General features: G+C 60.4%; 20 protein-coding genes. 10 read left to right on the forward strand and 10 right to left on the reverse strand.

What is annotated here, in order from left to right:
* The coding region (gene poxB / locus VEJ16_10300; protein ID HYB10050.1) for a ubiquinone-dependent pyruvate dehydrogenase at positions 1 to 1,667 on the reverse strand (1,667 nt) is incomplete at its 3' end.
* Positions 1,668 to 1,852: 185 nt separating this feature from the next.
* Between poxB and VEJ16_10305 the strand changes: the two genes are divergently transcribed.
* The 8 genes from VEJ16_10305 to VEJ16_10340 all read left to right on the forward strand — a co-directional run bounded on the left by VEJ16_10305 (position 1,853) and on the right by VEJ16_10340 (position 11,649).
* Positions 1,853 to 2,950, forward strand: coding sequence for a P1 family peptidase (locus VEJ16_10305; protein HYB10051.1), 1,098 nt, complete (start codon positions 1,853 to 1,855; stop codon positions 2,948 to 2,950).
* A gap of 490 nt (positions 2,951 to 3,440) precedes the next feature.
* Positions 3,441 to 5,045 carry an ABC transporter substrate-binding protein gene (locus tag VEJ16_10310; GenBank protein ID HYB10052.1) on the forward strand — a complete coding sequence of 535 codons (1,605 nt, stop codon included), beginning with the start codon at positions 3,441 to 3,443 and terminating at the stop codon, positions 5,043 to 5,045.
* Between the two features lie 44 nt (positions 5,046 to 5,089).
* Positions 5,090 to 6,127, forward strand: coding sequence for an ABC transporter permease (locus VEJ16_10315; GenBank protein ID HYB10053.1), 1,038 nt, complete (start codon positions 5,090 to 5,092; stop codon positions 6,125 to 6,127).
* The gene (locus tag VEJ16_10320; protein HYB10054.1) at positions 6,124 to 7,017 is read left to right on the forward strand and encodes an ABC transporter permease; all 894 of its coding nucleotides are present in this window, start codon (positions 6,124 to 6,126) and stop codon (positions 7,015 to 7,017) included. The genes VEJ16_10315 and VEJ16_10320 overlap by 4 nt, the downstream gene beginning before the upstream one ends.
* 6 nt (positions 7,018 to 7,023) lie before the next feature.
* Positions 7,024 to 7,875, forward strand: coding sequence for an ABC transporter ATP-binding protein (locus VEJ16_10325; GenBank protein ID HYB10055.1), 852 nt, complete (start codon positions 7,024 to 7,026; stop codon positions 7,873 to 7,875).
* A complete protein-coding gene (locus tag VEJ16_10330; protein ID HYB10056.1) occupies positions 7,872 to 8,651 on the forward strand; it encodes an ABC transporter ATP-binding protein in 780 nt (259 codons plus the stop codon). The genes VEJ16_10325 and VEJ16_10330 overlap by 4 nt, the downstream gene beginning before the upstream one ends.
* 371 nt (positions 8,652 to 9,022) lie before the next feature.
* Positions 9,023 to 10,234: a 5-aminolevulinate synthase gene (hemA, locus tag VEJ16_10335; protein HYB10057.1), complete on the forward strand. Its 1,212-nt coding sequence runs from the start codon at positions 9,023 to 9,025 to the stop codon at positions 10,232 to 10,234.
* 236 nt (positions 10,235 to 10,470) lie between these two features.
* Positions 10,471 to 11,649 (forward strand): FAD-binding oxidoreductase, encoded by a 1,179-nt coding sequence (locus VEJ16_10340; protein HYB10058.1) that lies wholly within the window; start codon positions 10,471 to 10,473, stop codon positions 11,647 to 11,649.
* Positions 11,650 to 11,762: 113 nt separating this feature from the next.
* On the opposite strand, the gene VEJ16_10345 is transcribed toward VEJ16_10340, so the two are convergent.
* The 9 genes from VEJ16_10345 to VEJ16_10385 all read right to left on the reverse strand — a co-directional run bounded on the left by VEJ16_10345 (position 11,763) and on the right by VEJ16_10385 (position 20,356).
* Positions 11,763 to 12,167: a hypothetical protein gene (locus tag VEJ16_10345; protein HYB10059.1), complete on the reverse strand. Its 405-nt coding sequence runs from the start codon at positions 12,165 to 12,167 to the stop codon at positions 11,763 to 11,765.
* A gap of 360 nt (positions 12,168 to 12,527) precedes the next feature.
* A complete protein-coding gene (locus VEJ16_10350) occupies positions 12,528 to 13,361 on the reverse strand; it encodes an OmpA family protein (protein ID HYB10060.1) in 834 nt (277 codons plus the stop codon).
* Between the two features lie 285 nt (positions 13,362 to 13,646).
* Positions 13,647 to 14,204 (reverse strand): flagellar basal body-associated FliL family protein, encoded by a 558-nt coding sequence (locus tag VEJ16_10355; GenBank protein HYB10061.1) that lies wholly within the window; start codon positions 14,202 to 14,204, stop codon positions 13,647 to 13,649.
* A 107-nt stretch (positions 14,205 to 14,311) separates the two neighbouring features.
* Entirely contained in the window at positions 14,312 to 14,731 is a 420-nt protein-coding gene (locus VEJ16_10360; protein ID HYB10062.1) for a nuclear transport factor 2 family protein, read from the reverse strand.
* A gap of 110 nt (positions 14,732 to 14,841) precedes the next feature.
* Positions 14,842 to 16,050, reverse strand: a complete 1,209-nt coding sequence (locus tag VEJ16_10365) for a DUF1501 domain-containing protein (protein HYB10063.1) — start codon at positions 16,048 to 16,050, stop codon at positions 14,842 to 14,844.
* A gap of 4 nt (positions 16,051 to 16,054) precedes the next feature.
* Positions 16,055 to 17,491, reverse strand: coding sequence for a DUF1800 domain-containing protein (locus VEJ16_10370; GenBank protein HYB10064.1), 1,437 nt, complete (start codon positions 17,489 to 17,491; stop codon positions 16,055 to 16,057).
* 231 nt (positions 17,492 to 17,722) lie between these two features.
* Positions 17,723 to 18,526 carry an ABC transporter permease gene (locus VEJ16_10375; protein HYB10065.1) on the reverse strand — a complete coding sequence of 268 codons (804 nt, stop codon included), beginning with the start codon at positions 18,524 to 18,526 and terminating at the stop codon, positions 17,723 to 17,725.
* The gene (locus tag VEJ16_10380; GenBank protein ID HYB10066.1) at positions 18,516 to 19,256 is read right to left on the reverse strand and encodes an ABC transporter ATP-binding protein; all 741 of its coding nucleotides are present in this window, start codon (positions 19,254 to 19,256) and stop codon (positions 18,516 to 18,518) included. The genes VEJ16_10375 and VEJ16_10380 overlap by 11 nt, the downstream gene beginning before the upstream one ends.
* 107 nt (positions 19,257 to 19,363) lie before the next feature.
* Positions 19,364 to 20,356, reverse strand: a complete 993-nt coding sequence (locus VEJ16_10385; GenBank protein HYB10067.1) for an ABC transporter substrate-binding protein — start codon at positions 20,354 to 20,356, stop codon at positions 19,364 to 19,366.
* 662 nt (positions 20,357 to 21,018) lie between these two features.
* On the opposite strand from VEJ16_10385, the gene VEJ16_10390 reads away from it, so the two are divergent.
* Positions 21,019 to 22,758 carry a dihydroxy-acid dehydratase gene (locus VEJ16_10390; protein HYB10068.1) on the forward strand — a complete coding sequence of 580 codons (1,740 nt, stop codon included), beginning with the start codon at positions 21,019 to 21,021 and terminating at the stop codon, positions 22,756 to 22,758.
* Between the two features lie 153 nt (positions 22,759 to 22,911).
* On the forward strand, positions 22,912 to 23,139 hold the full coding sequence (locus VEJ16_10395; GenBank protein ID HYB10069.1) for a hypothetical protein: 228 nt from the start codon (positions 22,912 to 22,914) through the stop codon (positions 23,137 to 23,139).
* Positions 23,140 to 23,252: the final 113 nt, after the last annotated feature.

A 23,252-nucleotide genomic window follows, 5' to 3' on the forward strand; every position in this document is an offset into this window, starting at 1 on the left:
ATGTAGAGAGAGAAACCTTTTGCCATCTCCACGGTGATCGCGGGCGGCATGGCGAGCTCCGTCCGATTCACGACCGCGTCGATCAGAACCGGGCCATCATGGGCGAGTGCCGTGGCGATTCCGTCCTTGACGTCCGACGGATCCTCGAGCCTTATGCCGCGTACACCGATTGCCTCTGCCATCGCCGCGAAATTCGGGTTTTTGAGTTCCGTACCGAAATCGAGAAAGCCCGAGGATTTTTGCTCGAGCTCGATGAAGCCGAGCGCGCCGTTGTTGAAGACGACGACTTTCACTGGCAGTCGAAGCTGCGCGAGGCTCAGAAAATCGCCCATGAGCATTGCGAAGCCGCCGTCGCCCGAGAGCGAGACGACCTGCCGACCTGGAAATGCCGCCTGGGCGCCGATCGCGTGCGCCATCGCGTTGGCCATGGAGCCGTGCCAGAAGGAGCCGACCAACCGCCGCTTGCCATTCATTGCGAGATAGCGTGCCGCCCACACCGTTGGCAGGCCAACGTCGCACGTGAAGACGGCATCCGCGGCGGCACGGTCGCTCACCACCTTGGCGATCTGCTGGGGATGTATCGGCCGCTTGCCTGGCGTGCCGGCTGCAAGGTCGTCGAGCGCCTTGCGCGCCTTGGCATAATGCTCCCGAGCCTGCGAGAGGTGAGCACCGTCGCGCTTCTGTTCCAGGAGCGGCAGCAGCGTCTCGAGCGTCATCCGGATGTCGCCCACGACGCCGAGATCGACCGGCGCGCGGCGGCCGATATTCTCCGCGCGGTTGTCGACTTGCGCAATCCGTATGCCGGCGCCTTGAGGGTAGAACTGACGATAGGGAAAGTCGGTCCCAAGCATCAGCAGAATGTCGCAATCGAGCATCGCGTAGTAACCGGACGAAAAGCCAATCAGCCCGGTCATGCCGACATCGTAGGGGTTGTCCCACTCGACATGCTCCTTGCCACGCAACGCATGGACCATCGGCGCTTTAAGGCGCTCGCCGAGCGCCAAAAGCTCTTTGTGCGCGCCTTGGCATCCCGAACCGCACAACAGAGTCACGCGACCCTCGCCGTTGAGGAGTGTGGCTAGCCGATCGAGGTCCTGCCGAGCGGGCACAAGAATCGGCGCCGCGGGCAAGAGGCCAGCGGGCTTGGGAGCCGGAGCGTCGGAAGCGGGTCGCAGCGCCACATCGCCCGGCATCACTACCACCGAAACGCCCCGTTTGCCGACCGCTTCGCGGATCGCGACCTCAAGCACGCGCGGCATCTGGTTGGCGCCGGAGACGAGTTCGCAATAGTGACTGCATTCCTTGAAGAGCGTCTGCGGGTGCGTTTCCTGAAAGTATCCGGCACCCACTTCAGCCGAGGGTATCTGTGCGGCGATGGCGAGAACCGGCACGCGCGAGCGGTGGCAGTCGAACAAGCCGTTGATGAGGTGCAGGTTGCCCGGCCCGCAGCTTCCCGCACAAACGGCGAGCTCACCCGTCAGATGCGCCTCCGCACCCGCCGCAAATGCCGCCACCTCTTCGTGCCGGACGTGAATCCAATCGATCTTGCCTTGCCGGCGGATTGAGTCCGTAAGGCCATTGAGACTATCGCCTACGATGCCGTAAACCCGCTTGACGCCGGCTGCGGCCATAACTTCCGCGAATTGATCGGCAACGGTTCTTGCCATGTCACCCACTCCCCCACTGGCGTCCCACGAGGCCTGGCTGCGGTATCGCGGGACCAAGCGAATATGTGAGAATTTCCAACCATCTTATCGGTATTATGAATCGAGGGTACGTTCAAACCCCTTTCGGGCTCGCTTTACACGATCGGAAATCTTCTTTTGACGCAGCGACAGCATATTGGAGGTGCATGATGACGCGTATGCGGCTACGCGATCTCGGAATTACGATTGGGGGTCTGCCGACTGGAGAATTCAACGCCATCACCGATGTTGCAGGCGTCAAGGTCGGGTACTTCACGTTGATCCGCGACACGCCTCGCGTTTCGCGCACGGGCGTCACCGCGATATGGCCTCGTGGAGCAGAAATTTGGACCGATTACGTGTTTGCCGGCACCTTCTCGTTCAACGGCAATGGCGAAATGACGGGCCTGCCTTGGATTGCGGAGCAAGGCACGCTCGGTGCCCCGATCGGAATCACCAACACATATCAGGTGGGCATCGTTCGCGATGCAATATGCGCGCTCGCGGTGCGCGACGGCGCATCGCAACTCTTCCACCTGCCGGTCGTCGCGGAGACTTACGATGGCTGGCTCAACGATATTCAGAGCTTCCCGCTTACGATGAAGCATGCATTCGCCGCTTTCGACGCCGCCATCGGCGGCGGACCCATTGCCGAGGGCAACGTCGGTGGCGGAACGGGAATGATCTGTCATGAATTCAAGGGCGGCACCGGTACTGCCTCGCGTGTCGTGACGGAGGATGGTGCGCGCTACACGGTGGGAGCGCTCGTCCAAGCCAATTATGGAATGCGCGAACTCCTGCGCATCGATGGCGTGCCGGTCGGCCGCGAGATCGGCCTGGAGGTTGTACCCGGACGAACCGCCGGAACGCAGGGATTCCGACGGAACGAGGAAGGCAGCTCAATCATCGTCGTCCTCGCCACCGACGCGCCACTCATCCCAATCCAGTGCCAACGTCTCGCGCGTCGCGCGACAACTGGCCTCGCCTGGGTTGGCGGCACCGGCGCCAACGGCAGCGGCGACATCTTTATCGCATTCTCGACCGCCAATCACATTGGACAAAGCGACCGGATCACGAACCTTCGCATGATTGCTCCCGATGCCATGTCCGGCCTTTTTCGTGCCGCGGCCGAAGCCACCGAAGAGGCGATCGTCAATGCCCTGTGCATGGCAGAAACGATGACAGGCAGAGACGGCCGCACCATCCATGCTTTGCCGCTAGACCGGCTGCAAGAAATCATGCTGCGTCAAAGGCCGCGGAGCTGACGCTTCGCTCCAATATCGCGCCGGAGCGATTATCGCCTCATGGAGGTGCGTGGTGGTTTGACGATGGAGCGACCGTCGTGCCGATGGCTGAGCTTGCTTGACACCCGGCGAGAACGGCAGCTAGGGTTAATGCAGCAAAATCAATATGCCGGAAGCATTCCGGCACAACGAAGAAAGTAGCCGGCGGCTAACAGGGATGATCACGCGCGCGATCAGCGTGGGGTAGAGATTCCCCTCGGTGCGTCGAGGGTGGAGAAGGCGAAAGTCGCGCATTTTCGGGCATGCCTCGCAGCCAGGTCACCAATCGTATGGCTGGAGGGAGGAGGAGCATCCGGCTGCTTCGATCGAAGCTGTCGAGACAAGCAAGCTTCTCCTTCACCGGCACAGAGCGCGCTTGTCGTTAAACGCCGGTTGCTGCTGAACGTAACTGCGGCCGCGGCTTGCAAGAAAAATGGCCTGCGGCGGGGCGCTAGCGAAAGGGGGGTGAGCCATGTTTAAGATTTCACGTCGCGACATTGGAGCCTTGCTGATCGGTGCAGGACTAGCCGCACTCGCCGGCGTCACGGGTGTTCAGGGCGCCACCCCAGGCGACACGCTCGTCATGGCAAAAGCTATCGACGACATCATCTCGCTCGACCCTGCGGAGGTTTACGAATTCTCGGGGGGCGAAATCATTAACAATGTCTACGACCGGATCATGACCTTCGACCCGAAGGATTTCACGAAGCTGGTCGGTGGCGCTGCCGAAAGCTACGCGGTGTCGGATGACGGATTGACGCTCACGCTCAAAATGCGCAAGGGCATCAAATTCCCCTCGGGCCGTGAATCGACCGCCGGCGACGCCGCATTTTCGCTTCAGCGGGTCGTGATCCTCGACAAGACGCCGGCTTTCATCCTGACCCAGTTCGGCTGGACGAAAGATAATGTAAAGGAGATGGTAACGGCACCGGACGATTCGACCCTCGTGCTCAAAATCACCAAGCCATTCGCGCCGACTTTCGTTCTTAATTGCCTTACCTCGGGCGTCGGGTCCGTGGTCGACCAGGAAGAAGCCATGAAGCACGCCCAGGGTGACGATTTGGGTTACAACTGGCTCAAGACCAACTCGGCGGGCTCGGGCGCATACAAGGTCGTCAGCTGGAATGCCAAGGATTCCGTCGTGCTCGAAGCCAACCCAAATTTTCATGCTGGACCCGCCAAGCTCAAGCGCGTGGTAATTCGCCATGTAGGCGAGGCGACGGCACAACGCCTGCTGCTCGAGAAGGGCGACGCCGACATCGCACGCAATCTGACCGCCGATCAGATCAAGGCGATCGCCGGCAACAAAGAGCTCGTTGTTCAAACCGAGCCGAAGACCAACATTTACTACTTTGCGGTCAACGTGAAAGATCCGACCCTGGCGAATCCCAAGGTGCAGCAGGCGCTTCGCTGGCTTATCGATTACCAGGGGATGGAAAAGACCTTCTTGGAAGGTCAATTCAAGGTCCATCAGGCATTCTGGGGCAGCGGCTCGGCGGGTGCGCTCGACGACACGCCGTTCCATCTCGATGTCGCAAAGGCCAAGGCTCTGCTTGCGGAGGCCGGTGTTGCCAACGGGTTCACCATCGACATCGACGTCGCCAACGCACCACCATTTCCCGACGTAGCCCAGTCGGTCCAGTCGACCTTCGGTCAAGCCGGCATCAAGGTAAATCTTGTTCAGGCCGATCAGCGCCAGGTCATCACCAAATACCGTGCGCGCAAGCATCAGGGTGTCCTGCTCTATTGGTCGCCCGATTATCTCGACCCGCATTCGACCGCCGACTATTTCGCGAGGAACCCCGACAATTCCGATGACGCGAAGACCAAGACCATCGCATGGCGCAATTCGTGGGATATTCCGGAACTCACGAAGGAGACCGATGCCGCCCTCCTTGAGAAAGACTCGACCAAGCGGATGGGCGACTATGTGACGCTCCAACGCAAGCTCCAGCAGGCCGGCCCGATCATGATCATGTTTCAGCAGAACGAACAGGCCGTGGCGCGCAGCAACGTAAAGGGCTTCATTTTGGGTCCGAGTTTCGACACGGTGGTCTATTGGCAGACAACGAAGTAGTCGGCTGAATATCCGACGGAGCGGGAGGGTGACGGACAAACACGATGGCGAGCGCTGACATTGCCAAGTTGGTCGTCCGGAACAGCGGCCGATTTGCCTTCACCCTCGCGCTCACTCTGACCGGCCTGATCTTCGTCACATTTGTGATCGGGCGGCTTTTACCGATCGATCCAGTCGTTGCGATTGTCGGCGACAGGGCGTCGCACGAGGTTTATGTCCGAGTACGCCATGAGATCGGATTGGACCTTCCGATCTACGTGCAATTTTGGAGGTACCTCACTGGAATTCTCTCCGGAAATTTTGGCAACTCCGTCATGTCAAGCCGTCCGGTGGTCGAGGACCTTACGAACTTCTTTCCGGCAACCTTCGAGCTCGCAACCATTTCCACCCTCATCGGTCTGATCGCCGGAATACCCGCCGGCGTGATCGCGGCAGCCCGCCGAGGCGCCTTGTTCGACCACGCGGTTCGCGTCGTCGCACTCGTCGGCTATTCGGTGCCCGTATTCTGGCTCGGGCTGGTGGCGCTTCTGATCTTTTACGTCGACCTCGGCGTCGTCGCAGGACCCGGTCGGATCGACATCGCCTACCAATATTCGATTGAGCATGTGACGGGCATAATGCTGATTGACACGTTGCTTGCCCGCAATTGGGACGCATTCGAAAACGCCGTGTCGCACACAATTTTGCCTTGCGCCATCCTCGGTTACTATTCGATGGCTTACATCACGCGGATGACCCGGGGCTTCATGCTGGAGCAACTTCAACAGGAATACATCACAACCGCCTTGGTAAAGGGTCTTTCTGAGCGCAGAGTGATCTGGGTCCACGCCTTCCGCAACATAATGGTTCCGCTCATTACCGTGATCGCGCTTGCCTATGCGAATTTGCTTGAGGGAGCCGTTTTGACGGAAACGATCTTCGCCTGGCCGGGTGTGGGGCTATACATCACCCAATCGCTGTTCAGCGCCGACCTGAACGGTGTCCTTGGTGGGACGATCCTGGTCGGCGCGTGCTTTGTGCTGATCAATGTGGCGGCCGACCAGCTTTATCGCTTTTTCGACCCGAGGGCGCGCGCGCGATGAGTCTCTCCACCTGGCTGCTGACCGACACGCCGCGCTCCCGAGCGCAAGCTCGCCTTGGCAATGCTTTTCTCAGCGCAACGACGCTTCTTTCAAACCGGCTGACGCTTATCGGCCTTGTCCTGGTTCTTTCCATGGTGGTCGCGGCAGTATTCGCGCCGTGGCTCGCCACGCAGGACCCGTTGGCCCAGAGCCTCGCCGAGCGGTTGCTACCGCCCTCGACCATGCACCTCATGGGCACGGACCAGCTTGGGCGCGACATCTTTAGCAGGGTGATCTACGGCTCGCGCATTACACTCACCATTGTGGTTCTCGTTGCGGTGATCGTCGGCCCGCTCGGTCTCGTCATCGGAACGGTGGCGGGGTACCTGGGTGGGGCCGTCGACACCGTTCTGATGCGCGTTACCGATATTTTCATGGCCTTTCCCCGCCTTGTTCTAGCACTTGCCTTCGCCGCGGCACTCGGTCCCGGGATCGACAATGCCGTCATTGCGATCGCCATCACCACCTGGCCGCCATATGCCCGTATCGCACGCGCCGAAACGATCGTACTGACGGGCAGCGACTTCATTTCGGCAATCCGCCTGATCGGCGCATCCAAGTCTCGTATTCTTATTGGGCATATAGCCCCACTTTGCATTTCCTCTGTGGTGATCCGGCTCACGCTCGACATGGCCGGAATCATCCTGATCGCGGCGGGGCTTGGCTTCCTCGGCCTTGGCGCCCAACCTCCAGCACCGGAATGGGGTGCGATGGTCGCGACGGGCAGAGACTATCTGATCGACCAGTGGTGGGTTGCCACGATGCCCGGCATCGCGATTTTCATGGTGAGCCTCGGTTTCAATCTGCTTGGCGACGGGCTGCGCGATATTCTCGATCCCAAATTGCGGTAGGCGGGAGTGACAGGCCCCCTTCTCCATATCGAAGATCTTCACGTGGACTTTCACTCGCGAAAAGGCGAGACGAATGCCGTGCGGGGTGTGAGCTGGCAAATGGGTCGAGAAAAACTCGGCATCGTCGGTGAGTCCGGTTCGGGAAAATCGCTCTCGGTCCGCGCCTTGCTCGGTCTTGTTCGCCCGCCCGGGGAAGTTCGCGCGCGGCGGCTCGAGCTCGACGGCGTCGATCTCAGGGCGTTGTCGGCGCGACAATGGCAGAGCATCCGCGGTCGCCGTATTTCGATGGTCCTGCAGGATCCGCGCTACTCGCTTAACCCCGTAATGCGCATCGGCGATCAAATCGCCGAGGCATACCTTGCTCATCACGACGTGAGCCACGGCGAGGCGCAGGCGCGGGCACTCGACATGCTGGCCGCCGTCCACATACGCGACCCGGAGCGCGTGGCGCGCGCCTATCAGCATGAGCTGAGCGGCGGGATGGGGCAGCGCGCCATGATCGCCATGATGCTGATGCCGGAGCCCGAAATCTTGATCGCCGACGAGCCGACGTCGGCGCTCGATATCAGCGTTCAGACCCAGGTGTTGTCCATCATCGACGAGATGGTCACGAGCCGGGGCATGGGGCTCATTTTCATCAGCCACGATCTGCAACTCGTTGCGAGTTTCTGCGACCGGGTTTTGATCATGTATGGCGGACGCGTCGTGGAAGAACGTCTTGCCAAGGAATTGCCCACCGCCACACACCCTTATACCCGTGGTTTGCTCGCGTGCTTGCCTCGGCTGGGCGAGCGTCGGGAGAGCCTGGCCGTACTAGAGCGCGATAATGCCTGGAGCCGCGAGGTCGAGGCACCATGATCGAAATCCTGGATCTTCACGTTCGATTTGGATCGGTGCATGCCTTGCGCGGCGTTTCAATGACGATCGAAAAGGGCCAGAGCTATGGCCTTGTCGGTGAATCGGGCTCGGGAAAGACCACCGTTTTGCGCGCCCTTACGGGACTGATTGAGAATTGGACCGGACATATACACTTTGCCGGCGAAGCGCTGTCGCACCGCCGCACGAAGGCGTTTCACAAGGCAGTGCAAATGGTTTTCCAGGACCCCTACGGGTCGTTACATCCGCGCCACACAGTGGACCGAATTCTATCCGAGCCGCTTATCATTCACGGCTTCGACCGGATCGAAGCGCGCATCCTTTCGACGCTATCCGATGTCGGCCTTGGACCTTCATTCCGCTTCCGTTATCCTCACCAGCTTTCAGGCGGGCAGCGTCAGAGAATCGCGATCGCAAGGGCCATTATCATGGAACCGCTCGTGCTGCTCCTCGACGAACCGACCTCTGCCCTCGACGTTTCAGTGCAGGCCGAAATCCTGAATCTGCTGAAGCGATTACAACGAGAGCATGGATTGACGTTCCTGCTGGTGAGCCACAATCTTCCGGTGATCGCTCACATGTGCACTCGGGTGAGCGTCATGAACGCCGGCTTGGTCCTCGAGGAATTGAGCTCGGACGAACTGCATCGGCGTCGCGCTAATTCCGCCTATACCCAACGCCTGCTTGCGGCGAGCGAAGGGTATCATCCAGCGCTCGTCAGGGATCTCGCCGCCCTGGCGATCGAGGAAGGTCGTTAGTTTCGTGAGCGCGCCACCACGGCGTTCCACGGCGCCGGCGTCACCGCCAAATCGCCGGAAAATAAGCGCTCGAAAGGTCTCGAAAAAATCGAACGGCAAATCGCCGCGCAGAATATTAATATTTGAAGCCTAGTGTGGTGAATTTGAAGTTCCTAACATTTTGGTGGCATCCGCGTTTAGGAACTTCAAATCCGAATACCACACTAAATACTATATATTGGTCGTGCGGCTTTGAATGCGAAATTCGCTCCCGGTCCCGTCCTTTTATATTGCGAATTTCGGGTTCGCCACACGAGCGTTCCGGGGGTTTGCTTCCCAAGGGGAATAACGCCGGATGCGCGTGCGACTTTATTTTCGGTCAGAAGGCACACATGGACTATGAGTCGATCTTCGTTCACCAGCTCAACGAACTCCAGCGCGAGGGGCGCTATCGCATCTTCGCCGATCTTGAGCGCCAAGTAGGGCGCTTTCCGCGTGCGACGCATTACCGCAAGCATGGTCCGGACGACGTAATCGTCTGGTGCTCGAACGATTACCTTGGAATGGGCCAGCACCCGAAAGTGCTCAAGGCCATGCACGAGGCAATCGATCGTTGTGGCGCTGGGGCTGGGGGAACTCGGAATATCGCCGGCACGAATCACTGTCATGTGATGCTGGAAGACGAGCTTGCCGACCTGCATGGAACCGAGGCCGCACTACTCTTCAACTCCGGCTACATGGCGAACTGGGCGACGTTGAGTACGCTTGCATCGCGGCTCCCTGGATGCGTCGTACTTTCCGACGAAATGAACCACGCTTCCATGATCGAGGGCATCCGACATAGCAGGGCGCGCAAGTTGAGATTCGTCCACAACGATCCCGAGGACCTCGATCGCAAGCTCGCCTCCCTTGACTCCGCCCTACCGAAGCTGGTCGCATTCGAATCGATCTACTCCATGGACGGCGACATCGCACCGATCGCAGAGTTGTGCGACGTCGCCGACGCACATGGGGCAATGACGTATCTCGACGAGGTCCATGCCGTCGGGCTCTATGGACCGCGCGGGGGTGGAATTGCCGAGCGGGATGGGCTCGGCGGCCGCCTGACCGTGATCCAAGGAACCCTGGCCAAAGCGTTCGGCGCTATCGGCGGATACATAGCGGGGTCCGAGGCCGTCTGCGATTTCGTTCGGAGCTTTGCGTCCGGTTTCATCTTCACAACAGCACTGCCGCCGCCCGTGAGTGCGGCCGCACTTACGAGCATTCAGCATCTCAAAATTAGTAGCGTCGAGCGTCGCCAATTAGGGGAACGTGTTACCTTTGTGCGCCAACGACTCGACGCGGCCGGGATCCCCCACCTCATCAACCCAAGCCACATTGTGCCAGTGATGGTGCGCGATTCGGTTCGGTGCAAAGAGATCAGCGACCGACTTCTCGATCGGTTTAAGATCTATATCCAGCCCATCAACTATCCGACGGTGCCTTACGGAGCCGAAAGGCTGCGCATCACGCCATCCCCACTCCACACCGACGCCGACGTCGCTCATCTGGTTGGCGCCCTCTCGACGATCTGGACGGAATTCGGCCTGGAGCGCGCGGCGTAGCGCCCTGCCCGCGTTCGGCCGGACGCCACCCTCGTGTGGTATTCCGATTTGAAGTTCCTAAACGCGGATGCCACCAAAATGACAGGAACTTCAAATCCACCACACGAGGAACGATCGTTGCGCGGTCTGGATATCGAAGGCTGCCTTGTTGGCGGACGGACTTGGCACGAAGGCGTTCGATCCGATAAGACTGGGACACCGAATTCAGCAGCACTAATAAGGAAAGGTCAGGATCCGTGGCTGAAAACTTCGACGTGGCGATTGTCGGCGGCGGCGGCATCGGCAGCGCTGTCGCCTATTTCCTGACCGCCAACCCGGATTTCCGCGGAAAGGTTGCGGTGATCGAGCGCGATCCGACCTATTCCCGGTGCTCGACGACACGTTCGGCAGGCTCGGTGCGTCAGCAATTTTCGACACCCGGCAATATCGAGATGTCGAAATTCGGCGCCTATTTCCTGAAGCATATCGGAGACTATCTCACCGTCGACGGAGAGGTGCCGCAGGTCAGCTTCCGCGAGATCGGTTATCTCTTCCTCGCGAGCGCGGAGGGTCGATCGGTCCTGGAGCGCAATCACGAAATTCAGAAGGCTCACGCTGCAGATAACGCACTCCTCGGCCCGTCCGAGCTGAGTGCGCGTTTTCCCTGGCTCAACACGAACGGGATCGCGCTCGGCTCGCTCGGCCTTTCCAACGAGGGTAATTTCGATCCCCATGCGCTGCTGCAGGGTTTCAAGCGCAAGGCACGCGCCCAGGGTGCGGCCTATATCACCGACGAGGCGGTCTCGATTTCCCGCGACATCAACCGAATCACGGGGTTGACCCTGAAGTCCGGCACGAAAATTAGCTGCGCGATCATGATCAACGCAGCGGGTCCGTTTGCAGGCGCAGTTGCGGCACTTGCCGGGGTGGCGCTGCCGGTCAAGCCTCGCAAGCGCTTCGTCTATGTGATCGACTGCCGCACATCAATCGAACGTTGCCCACTTTTGATTGATCCCACGGGCGTATGGGTTCGGCCCGAGGGACCGCAGTTCATTTGCGGCGTCTCCCCCGAGGAGTCCGACGATCCCGACTGCGACGATCTCGAGCTCGACTACCGATTATGGGATGAGGTCGTATGGCCAACCCTTGCCGAGCGTGTTCCAGCTCTTGAGGCGGTCAAGCTCACCAACGCATGGGCGGGTCACTATGACTACAACACGGTTGACCAGAATGCGATTCTCGGCCGTCATCCCGAGATCGATAACTTGATATTCGTCAACGGCTTTAGCGGTCACGGCATCCAGCAAGCCCCCGCCGCCGGCCGCGCAATATCGGAACTTGTCACCCAAGGACGCTACATAAGCCTGGACCTTTCGGACTTCGGCTATCAGCGCCTCGTCGACGGGCGACCGCTCAGGGAGATCAATGTCGTCTGACGCAGTACCCTCCGGTGTTCGCCCAAATCCTGGTTGATCCGCTGCGAACACCTGAGACGCGTCGCGCTATGCCGCGCGACGCAGGAACCGACTTGCGCAAATGCGGCGCTTTTCTACTCCTTCACTTCTGCCTTGGTGACGCCGGCTCCGGCGACATCCGTCTTTGGCGGGTCGATGATGGAGTAGTAGGCACCGCCCTTTCCAACCTCGGTGAAGAAGATGTAATAGGTGACCTGGAGACCGCAGCGGTTAAGCGTCCACTGCTCCTGCCATTTGCGCTCCGTCACCGCCCCCGTTGAGTGTTCGGTCGGCAACACCGTCGGCGTCGCCTTTACCATTTTCTTGTCTTTGCAGTTCGGCGCCGCTTCATCGTCGTGGCTCAAAACCGTCATCAAAGTCCTGCTTTGCAGAAACTCCGTAGCGAGCGAGCCCGTATCGTAGTTGCCGGCGTGAACACTTCCCACCAGGGCTACGGTACTCAACAGTATGGCCGAAGCCGCCAAGCGAGCCAGCCTCACCCTTAGATCCCTTATCATTGAGATCCCCTATTTGCCTTATACGCGACAACAACTGCCGTCGAGCATGACGGACTCTCAGTGTCGGACGCAAATCAAATCGGCGTGGGGAAAATATATTATATATTAGTAGTTTAGTATATTTGGTCTTCCCCAGCGTTTCTCATTCTTGTTCCAAGATGGTTAAGAAAGCGTTTGCACGGGAAAAAACGCGCGGATCGGCCCGCCGCTCAAACGCTATGTCGCCGACTGCCCGAGCGTGAACGGGTCCCGGTAAGATCGCCCTGAAACAAAGAGCGCAACGCATAAAAAACGGCGCCGGCCAGAGGCCGGCGCCGCCTTCACGTCAACTGTCGATCCAGCCTATTTGATCTGGATTTGGACGTTCCGGTTCTCCTGCTCGCGCACATTCATCGGCGTCGGGACTCGGAGATTCGTAAAGCTCTTACCGATCGTCGAGATGTTCGCCGCAGGTATGCCGTGCTGCACGAGGTAAGCCTTAGCAGACGCGGCCCGCTGCTCCGAGAGCGTCTGGTTGTACGCCTTCGTGCCGACCGTGTCGGTGTTGCCGATTAGCATCATCTTCGGCGAGCCCATGCCCTTGACGGCGGTTACGACCGTGTCAAGGATGCGCGCGGCATCGGCACGGATGTTGTACTTGTCGAAGTCGAAGAAGATTATGAAGTCATGCGCCGCAGGCTCCGCCATAGGCTTCTTCTCGAGCTTCGCCATAGCGTCCTCGAAACGCTGGCGGCAGCCCGGCAGAATGTTCTTGAAGATCGGCATGCACCAATCGCGGATCATGCAATCGAAGGAAACCTGCGCGATCGCCAAATCGGCGGGATCGCTGGTCTTCGCTCCTGCCGCGATGACCGCGTTCAGCCGCGCCTCGTTCTTTTTCGCTTCGGCGAGCTGGTCAGGCGGTAGGCCCTGTTTGTCGACGTTTTCCCAAGCGACCTCCTCGCCCGTGCCGGCTCTCGCCGATTTGTTCCCCCAGAACAGAGCTTCGCTCAGGAAGTTGTTCTGCTGGAAGGTACGCGCAAGCCCGATATATTCCTTATGAAGCGCCTTCGCGAAAGCCGAGCCCTGCCCCGGATCCTGCTCGATTGGACCAAGCTGGTCGTCGATATAGTGAGTGGTGCACGCTCCGAGCAATAGAAGCCCGACGAGCGCGCCAACGGATTTCAGAATCTTCATTGTCCACCCCTTTTGGAGTTCTTCCCCATCTCCGCCGCCTTAAGCCTAGCAAAACTCACTTTTCGCCGCAACGCAGCGAAACGTGTCCCCAGTTGAGCCAAGCGCCCTTGGACAACCTGTCCGCGTAGGTACTATCTGTGCTTTCCCCTCAACGGTGAACCGTCACTATAAAACATAGCGTCTTTGCAAGCCACTGCAACATGGTTTGATTCCGTGGCAAATTTTCAGCCGTGAGTGTGACAATTATGAGACTCGTAAGAAAAATTTACCAGCCGCTAGCGCGGGTTAGCGCGCCAGGAGCTCGCGGAACCAAACCTGTCTGACATGGTCCTGCCCAAGCGCCAAGGCGACCCGTTTGAGCAATTCTTGGCGGAGCCGGTATGTTTGTGCGGTTCCTTTGAGATCGTCGGGCGTGAGGGAGCGAAGGGGAACCTGAAAGGAATCCTGGATTCGGGGCAAGAGCGCCTTGGCTAACGGTAAATCGGCAGCGCTCGGCAGTTCGAGAACGATGCTCGCGCGCAATAGGAGGATTTGGCCGTTTGGCGCGTCGATGTTGACGACCATATCGGGCAAATCGAAAAACACAGCCGGGTTCACGCGCGACTCTTCCGGGTTGGCCTGACCGCCGAGATTCAATTCGGACAAAAGCGGGTCGAGGGCAAACCAGATGCCGGCGCCGACGAGGGCAAGAAGAACGACGGCAAAGAAGACGACCAGGGCGAGCCGTTTGCGCGGCAAGGACCGGAGCCGCTCGAGCGGGCTTGACGATGACTGCACCGCGTCGGCTTCCTGCTCGGGGCCGAGGTCGGTTGCGTCACTGGCGATTGCGCCTGTTCCCTTCATCGCGGCCGTGCTGCTCCAATGCGCGATCGGGTGCGGCTTTTTGACAGCACCCCGTTAACCCTATCCCGCTCCCGGTTAATGGACTATTGCCGGATCGGCCAGGACCCTCAATGGAGCCGTTTCGAACCCTGTCCAGGTGTGGCAGGGTCCGCAGGCCGTGCGGAGGTCGGCCCCGCTTGATGGTGGAAAAGCTTCCAGGCGCCGCTCTCGCGCATGAACAGGTTCGTGGCAACGAGATAGCCGCGCTCCACGACTTCGTAGCAGACAACCATCGCGACTTCGCCGTAGATCGTCGCTTGGGCGTGAAGGCAACGGATATCCGGGGAACTCGGATTGCTCAGGATGCCGGCCCAACTTTCCATGACCGCATCGCGCCCATAGAGGGGCGCCCAGCCCGGATGGACGCAAGCGACCTCGACCACCCGCGCCCAAACCTTGTCCATGGCGGCGAGATCGCGGTCGGCGAAAGCGCGGTAGAACGATTCGTTAACCGCCAGCACCATCGCTTCGCGGCTAGCCGTTTCCATGACACACCCTTGCCGACATCCCCTGGAGGGAAGCTTAATCGAAGTACGGCAATTCAGGGAGTCGCCGTTCGCGGGTGGCGTCGAAAGATAGGAACTTCAAATCCACCGCGCTAGGCTTGCACAAGATCTGGTAGTGGCTTCGCCGCGAGGCTGTTGGGAAAGACGGATCGTTCGATCGCATCGGCCGGAAGCTCTAGGTGATCGTGCAGGACGCCCTTGATCGGTTCGCGCAAATCCATTGTCGGCGCCAAATCCCGATTCTGATAAAGCCTGGAGCCGTCGAGCCCGGGCCAACGGGCCATCACCCGTCCACCGCGCACCGCACCTCCGATCAGGAACGCCGCCGTCGCGGTCCCATGGTCGGTACCCCCCGTCCCATTCGGGCGTGCAGTGCGGCCGAACTCGGTCGCGGCGATCACGACGGTGTCCTTCCACGCAGGTCCGAGCGAGACGGCAAGCCCGTCGATCCCCTGGGCGAATGCTTTGAGGGTGTCCGCCATGCGGCCTTGAACGGTGCCTTGACCTTGATGGGTGTCCCAGCCTAGGCATTCCATGACGGCGACGCGCGGGCCATCCTTGGCAGCCAGCAATTTTCCCGCCTCGGGCGCCAATTTGGCGAATGCGTTCGCTTGAGGGCCTTGAGGACCCATCATGCGCTGGTCGCCAAGCGCTGTCTCGGCGAGCGTTTCCGCCTGAGCACCCTCGTCAAGCGCCATGGCGAAGGGTTTGTCGCTGCGATAGAGCACCACGAGCTTTTGAATCGTCTCGGGCGGAAGCCCTCGCAATGGCGACGGCGCCCAGGATTGCACCGGAATCTCGCCCCGAAGCGCCAGCGGCACACCCTGGCCAACCGCCAAGCCTGTCCTTCGCGCATCAGCGCCATAAAGTGCGAGCGCACGATTGAGCCAGCCGTCCTGCGTCGAATGAGGCGTGGTGGTGCCATTCTCGAGCACATCCTGCCCGTCGAAATGGGAACGGTCCCGATAAGGCGTTGCGACCGCGTGAAAGGCGAGCGCTTCCCCCTTCTTGAAATACGGCGCTATGGGCGCCAAGGCCGCGTTGAGGCCATAGAAATTATCGATCGGAATGATGCCGTCCGATTGCCCGGGTGCCGGAAGGGTAAGCGTGCCGCGCACGGATTGATAACCGCGATCGCCATAAGGCGGCACGGCTGCCAAGCCGTCCATGCCGCCCCTCAAGATGACCAGCACGAACCGGCGTTCGCCCGGGATGCGCGCGAATGCCACGCGCGGTGAGCCGAGGGCGGCGAAGCCCGCACCCGCCGCCAGACCAAGAAGCACATCTCGACGTGACAGCATCGGTTCACCTCCGCTGGAACTCACGGCTTGCGAAGAGCAGGGTCAATTTCTCCACAGGGTCGCCGCTCGACGCGATGGCCTCGCGCGTTTGCGGCGCTGCAACGGGCGCGATCGTTTCCGCCAGGATCGCTTCGGCGGGAACCGCCCCGCCGATTTTCTTGGCGGCCGCGTTCGCCCATTCGATCCGATGCATGAGCGCCTCGGGGCCAAGCCAGTCCTCCCCCCTGTCCGGCCATCCCGCGGGCGATGGTGCGGAGAACGGGCCTTGATCGAGCATGCGGAGGGATTGGATGAGAAGCTTACCGTCGCTGGGCCTAGCACCCGTCGCGCGGACGAGCGAAACAACGTAATCCTGGGGCGCCTTTACTTTCGCGAGCGGATCGGTCCACGCTTCGGGCGAGTCGATTGCGGCGCGCGTGACTTCCTTGAGATCGCCGCCGGTGCGCTGAAAGACTGCGGCAATCCGCTCCACGGCCGCCGGCGGCGGATCGTCCGCAATAAAGTGGCGCGCCAATTTCTCCGCGACGTGCTTCGCGGTCGAGGGATGGCGCGAGAGTGCTGCGAGAGCTGTCAGCGTTTCGCCCTGCCCGCTCTCGGGATAGGTCACGCCGAGGAGCGACTTCGGACCGGGCTCGTGAATGCGGGGTTCGAAATAAAAACGCCCGCCGTCCGGCTTGGCGATCGGCACGACGGTCCAACCCGTCAGCATGCGCGCCATCGCCTCGACGTCATGCTGGCCGTAACCGCCCTTCACGCCGAGCGTGTGCAGCTCAAGCAGCTCGCGCCCGAGATTTTCATTGATGCCGACGTTCCGGCCACGCTTCCCGGCGATCGAGTTTGGGCCAATCGATCGCGCGTTATCGAGATAGATCAACATTGCGGGATGACGCACGACGGCGTTCAGCATGTCATGATATCGACCGAGCACATAGGGGCGGATCGCCTCGCGCTCAAATGGTCCACAAAGGCCCGCGATCTCCCCGCGCTGAATCGAAACGGTGAAGTGATTGGACCAGAACGTTACCATTCGCTCGACGAGTGGCGTTTCACTGTCGATCGCGGCAAAGGTGCGCGCCTCGGTCTCCGAAAGATAAATTTCCCGGATCGGTTGATCGAGCCGGCTGAAGGCATTCGCACCCGCGTTCGGCGCCTCGGCCACGGTGGCCGGTGCCGGTTCGTTGACGGTGCTACGCATAAAAATTGGCCGCTGCGGCGCTGCGGCAACTTGGCGGCGCTGTTCATTCCTCTCGCGCCGGAGCGCGAAGAACTGGCGCATCTGATCCTCGGGGCTCGGAAGGGCGTCGAGTGCCCGAGGATTTACCGGGTGGTCGAGCTGAGCTGTTAACCATCCCTTGGGGTCGCTGGCCACAAGCTTAAGATCGCCGGGGCGCGGACCAAGACCGTAACGCGTCGTTGCGATGAAAGCTTTGTCTAAAGCCATTCGCGATCCTTAATGCCCGTCGAGCAGGGCGCTGCGCGAATGCGACCCGAGGAACGCTCTTCATTTGCGCAGGCGCTTTCAGTCCAGCATCTTGTTCATAAGAATACGTAAATATAGCGAAAACCCGGCGTCCGCTACGTGGCCCGAAATCGGAGCCCTTCTTTCAGGGCGTTCCGGCGGCGGATCCTCTATGGGGTCGACCCCGGGTCGAGCGCCGCATCCGCACTTCGGTCACGCCTGCGGTCGCCAGCGCAGCAGATAGCGCTCCAGCCGCTCGATCGTGAGATCGATACCGAGCACGACAATCGAAGTCAGGATCAAGCCGGCGAAGACGCCCGTCGTGTCGAACACACCCTGCGCCTGGGAGACGACGTAGCCGATGCCTTTGGCGGAGCCGATATATTCGCCGACCACAGCACCGACGAGGGCGAAGCCAATCGAGGTGTGAAGGCTCGAAAAGATCCATGCCATCGCCGAGGGCAGGTAGACATAACGCATGAGTTGACGGTTCGAGGCTTGCAGCATGCGTGCGTTGTTTACGATCGCCGGGTTGACCTCGCGAACGCCCTGAAACGTATTGAAGAAGACAACGAAGAAAACGAGCGTGACGCCGAGCGCAATTTTCGACGTCATCCCGAGCCCGAACCAGATGATAAGAATAGGAGCCAGGATCACGCGCGGTAGCGCATTGAAGACACGGATATACGGATCGAACACCGCAGCCAGGAGTTCGACCCGTGCTAAAACGAGCCCCGCGGCAACGCCGCTCGCGATGCCGATTGCGAAGGCGGCCATGGCCTCGACAAGTGTCGTGAACAAATGGGGCCAGATATACCCCGTCTCGACCCATTCGACGATGCGCGCGCCAATGGCGGAGGGCCTGCTGAAAAAGAAGGAGTCGAGCCAGCCTATGCGAGCGGCGATTTCCCATGCACCGATCGTGACGACGAAAAACGCGACCTGGAGAACCAGGACGAGCAGACGGCTCGCGCGGCCCCGTGCCGTCACGACGGCGATCGGTCCTTCACGCGCCATGCGCGGGTATTCCGTCGGCACCCCCGGCGTTTTTCATCACCTCCTCGCGCAGATCCGCCCAGATTCTTTTATAGATTGCGTTGAACGCAGGCAGAAGCCTGATCTCCGCCACATCGCGCGGGCGCGGGAGGGCGATCGGATAGTCACCCTTGATCCGCGCAGGCCCGCTCGACATAACGATGACACGGTCGCCGAGCGCAATGGCCTCTTCGAGGTCGTGAGTTATGAAGAGGACTGTCTTATTCGACCCCTGCCAAAGTTCGAGGAGCTCGTTTTCCATGATCTGGCGCGTCTGCACGTCGAGCGCACCGAACGGTTCATCCATCAGTAAAATGCGGGGATCGACGATCCACGCCTGGGCGATCGCAACTCGTTTGCGCATACCGCCCGAAAGCTGATGGGGAAACCGATCCTCGAAGCCGGTGAGCCTCACGCGAGCGAGCCAGCCGCGTGCGGCTTCGCTCGCTTGGACGCGCGGCACACCGCGAAACACGAGACCGAGAGTCACGTTGTCGAGCACGGTGCGCCAAGGCAGGAGTGCATCTTCTTGAAAAAGATAGGCCGCATGCCGATTGATGCCCTTGAGAGCTTCGCCGAATACGCTAACGACGCCCTCGGGTGGTGCCAGCAATCCAGCCGCGGCGTTGAGCAGGGTCGATTTACCGCAGCCTGACGGTCCGACGAGTGCGACGAACGTGCCATCCTCGACCCGCAGGTCGATATTGCTCATGACCGTTTGGACAAGGCCAGCGGGTGTCGCGAATCGGATTGTCACGCGATCGAAGGCAATCGCCGCCGAATTCGCTTCCATCGCATCGGTGCCCACGGGGCCAACCTTCAGTTTGTCGGGGCCCCAAATCTAGCGGCGGCTTTTTCGGCAAAGGCGTTGGTGTAAGTCTTCGTCACGTCGACATGTGCAGCAGCAACCTCGGGGTTCGACTGACTGAAAACGGCGAGGACAGCCTCCGCCCCTTTTGCATCCATGAGGCCATTGACCGAGTACATGGGGAGGGTGTTCTTGAGTGCCGCGATATAGAGCGCGCGATCCTCGCCCACATATTCCGCCGGCATCTTCGCGGCGATTTCCTCCGCCGTATGGGCGTGAATCCACTGAAGCGTCTCGACGATAGCGTCGGTCAGCATCTGCGCTTCGGCGCCGTGATCCTTTACCCAATCCGCGAGGCCGTAGATTGCGCCACCGGGATAGTCGCCCCCGAATGTCTTGCGCGTGTCCGCCTCGCTGCGCGTGTCGAGGAGAATGCGGACGTCCTTGTTTCGGCCCTCGAGCTGCGTGACCGCAGGATCGAGCATCACGGCCGCCTGAACCTGCCCTTGCTCCATCGCCGCCACGGCCGTCGCATCGAGCCCGACGCCCAGAACGGAAACCTTGCCGGGATCGATGTTCGCTTTGCTCAGCGCGTACTTCAGGAAGAAATCGGTCGACGATCCAGGCGCCGACACGCCGACCTTCTGGCCCACCAGATCGGCGACGCTCTTGATCTGCGCCGTGCTCTTTGGCGAAACGACAAGGACCAAACCCGGAAAACGATCGTAGACGACGAACGCTGCGAGAAATTTGCCTTTGGGTGCGAGATTGACCGTGTGGTCGTAATACCCCGACACCACGTCGGCACTGCCGCCGAGCACCGCGGTCAGCGCTTGAGAACCGCCTTTGAGATTGATCAGTTCCGCGTCGATACCGTTCTTTTCATAGAATCCAAGCTGACCGGCAAGCACCGTCGGCAGATAACAAAGGCAGGTGGCGCCGCCGACCGCAATCCTCACATGGGGCTTATCCGCGGCATTCGAAGCGCCGGCACCGAAAGTCAGGCCAGCGACAAATGTTATGCATGCAAGAAAGTATGCCCATCCAATGCTACGACCGCGAGCCGGCCGATTTGCCCTCGAAATCATTGCTCCTCCAACGTTTTTCAGTTTTTGCTTATCGAGCCGTTTTGAGAATCAGCCTTACCCTATCGGTCGATTTAGGGCACTTCAAGGGGGGGTGTCGATCCGGTCGCTCCTGGTTTGGACTGCGCTGGACCGCGCCTAACCTCGGCGCGCCGGCAGCGCTTTGTGCGACCGAATATCGAATGGGACCGTTGGCGATCTCGGGTCGGCGATCAAAGAGCTATTACCGCCAACATCGCCACAACGATGAACCACGACGAATAAACGTCACGATGTGTCATGACCTGGTCCTTTTTATGAACTCTACTCATTGCACCCTCAAACGGCCTGTTTCCGCCTTTGGAGCCTCGGCTCTCGGTCGGAGGCTCGGCCAAGTTCGGGGGAGATTAGACCTCTCTCATCGGTCGATATATGACGCCCGTCACAACCGAAGCGTGACCGAAATCACATCCGCCACCGCCCCGCGATTGGAGGAGGGTGGACAAAACCATGGGAGTTGACCGGCATTCTTCGATATGCCTGTCATAACCATGATCCCGCTGGCGTCGCCGTCGGCGGTACGGCCAGAGGAGAAGCGCACGATGGCCCGAAATGACCCCCGCAAGAGCCAGAATGGCGGCGATAATTCCGGTGCCAGCCGGGGTTTTACCCGGGGCTTGACCCAATACGGCGACCCCGGCTTCGCGGCGTATCTGCGGCGCTCATTCGCACGCTCGATGGGATACTCAAGCGACATGCTCAGGCGCCCCGTGGTCGGGATCGCCAACGCCGCGAGTGGGCTCAATAATTGTCATCGCCACTTTCCCGAACTGATCGAGGCGACGAAGCGCGGAATTCTTGCGGCTGGCGGTTTGCCGCTCGAGTTTCCAACCATTTCTCTGGGTGAGCCATACCTCACGCCGACCAGCATGATGTTCCGGAACCTCATGGCCATGGACGTCGAGGAAATGGTGCGCGCCCAACCGCTCGACGCGGTCGTCCTGGTCGGCGGTTGCGATAAGACCGTCCCCGCTCAGCTCATGGGGGCGGCCTCGGCCGGCACCCCTGCCATCCAGCTTCTCGCGGGACCGATGATGACCGGGCGCTACCGGGAACACCGGCTTGGAGCCTGTACCGATTGCCGGCGCTTTTGGGCGCAGTACCGTTCGGGGCAGATCGATGCCGAAGAAATCGAACTGATCGAAGGACGCCTCGCCACAACGGCCGGCACTTGCGCCGTAATGGGAACCGCCAGCACCATGGCCTGCATTGCGGAGACGCTTGGCATGATCCTCCCGGGCAGTGCCGCGATTCCGGCCGTGCATGCCGACCGGCTTCGTGCCGCTGAGGCGACGGGTGCACGCGCGGTGAGCCTCGCCGGCTCCGGACTCAGCCCCGACAAGCTCATCACCGAACACTCAGTCGAGAACGCGTTACGCGTTTTGCTCGCACTCGGGGGATCGACCAACGGGATCATCCATTTGACTGCGATCGCGGGTAGGCTCGGGATTAAGGTGTCGCTGACCCGTCTCAACGCGCTCAGCGACGAAACCCCGGTTCTCGTCGATCTCAAGCCGGCGGGCGAGCACTATATGGAGGATTTTTTCGCAGCAGGTTCGATGAGTGCTGTCCTCCACGAGCTCAAACCCCTCCTTCACCTCGATTGCCTCACGATCACGGGCGAAACGCTCGGCGACCGGCTCGCCGAGGCGCCGGGCTGGGTGGACCGGCGGATCATCCACAGTCTCGGTCAGCCACTTCAGGCGCAGGGCGGTCTTGTTGCACTTTTCGGATCCCTGGCGCCAAGCGGTGCAATCCTGAAGCGTGCCGCAGCCTCGGAGCGCCTTTTCGAGACCGTGGGCCGCGCCGTGGTCTTCTCCTCGCTCGAGGATCTGGCGGCGAGGGTTGACGATCCTGCCCTCGACGTGACCCCCGAGGACTTTCTTGTTCTCCAAAATGCCGGCCCGAAAAGCGCTGCCGCGATGCCAGAGGCCGGCTACCTGCCGATCCCCGCCAAACTCGCCCGTGCCGGGGTCAAGGACATGGTGCGCATATCCGACGCGCGCATGAGCGGCACCGCATTTGGAACAATTGTGCTCCATGTCACACCCGATTCGGCTTCGGGCGGACCTTTGGCGCTCGTCCGCAACGGCGATCGGGTTCGCTTGAGCGTTAAGGAACGGCAGCTCGATCTTCTGGTCGATGAGGAGACGTTAGCGGCGCGGCGCCAGGGCGTCGAGCAGCCGCCGCGCCCAAAACGCGGATATGCAAGGCTTTTCCATGAAGCCGTGCTGCAAGCCGACGAGGGATGCGATTTCGACTTTCTGCGCGCCGCGACGTGATCGATCCCGTGCAAGCGCACAATCGGCATTTGGGTACCATTAAAGCTAAGAGAATGTTTAGACTTTGGTGGGTATCGTGGTATGATTTTAGCATATGGTTCCTGGAGCCGTCGCGGTTGGCACACTCGCCCGCCGAAAAGAGGGTCAGAGGCCATGAAAAGACAGGATTTAAGGGCTTCAATTGTCATCGCCGCCGCTTGGCTGCTGGGCATCACGGCGTATTCGATCTTAAAGCCACCTGCCTTCTCCGGCCACGAAAGTGCCATTTACAACGCGAACGATGCGGTACCCGCCTCGGACCAAACTTTCCAGGACGAGCGGGCCCCCAAGCATAACAAACAACCGGTTCGCTGGGCGCATCAGCGCTGGGGCGCTGTCTAGTCCCCTTCTCGAACGTTAATTTGCCGTCTCAAAGGCCGTCCGCCATAAAGGCGAGGCGAGTCGTACGCTTGCACGGCTCCAAGGTATGGCGCCCTCTGGCCAACGTTATCGCT

Source organism: Alphaproteobacteria bacterium (assembly GCA_035625915.1).
In the GTDB taxonomy this organism is placed as follows: Bacteria; Pseudomonadota; Alphaproteobacteria; order JACZXZ01; family JACZXZ01; genus DATDHA01.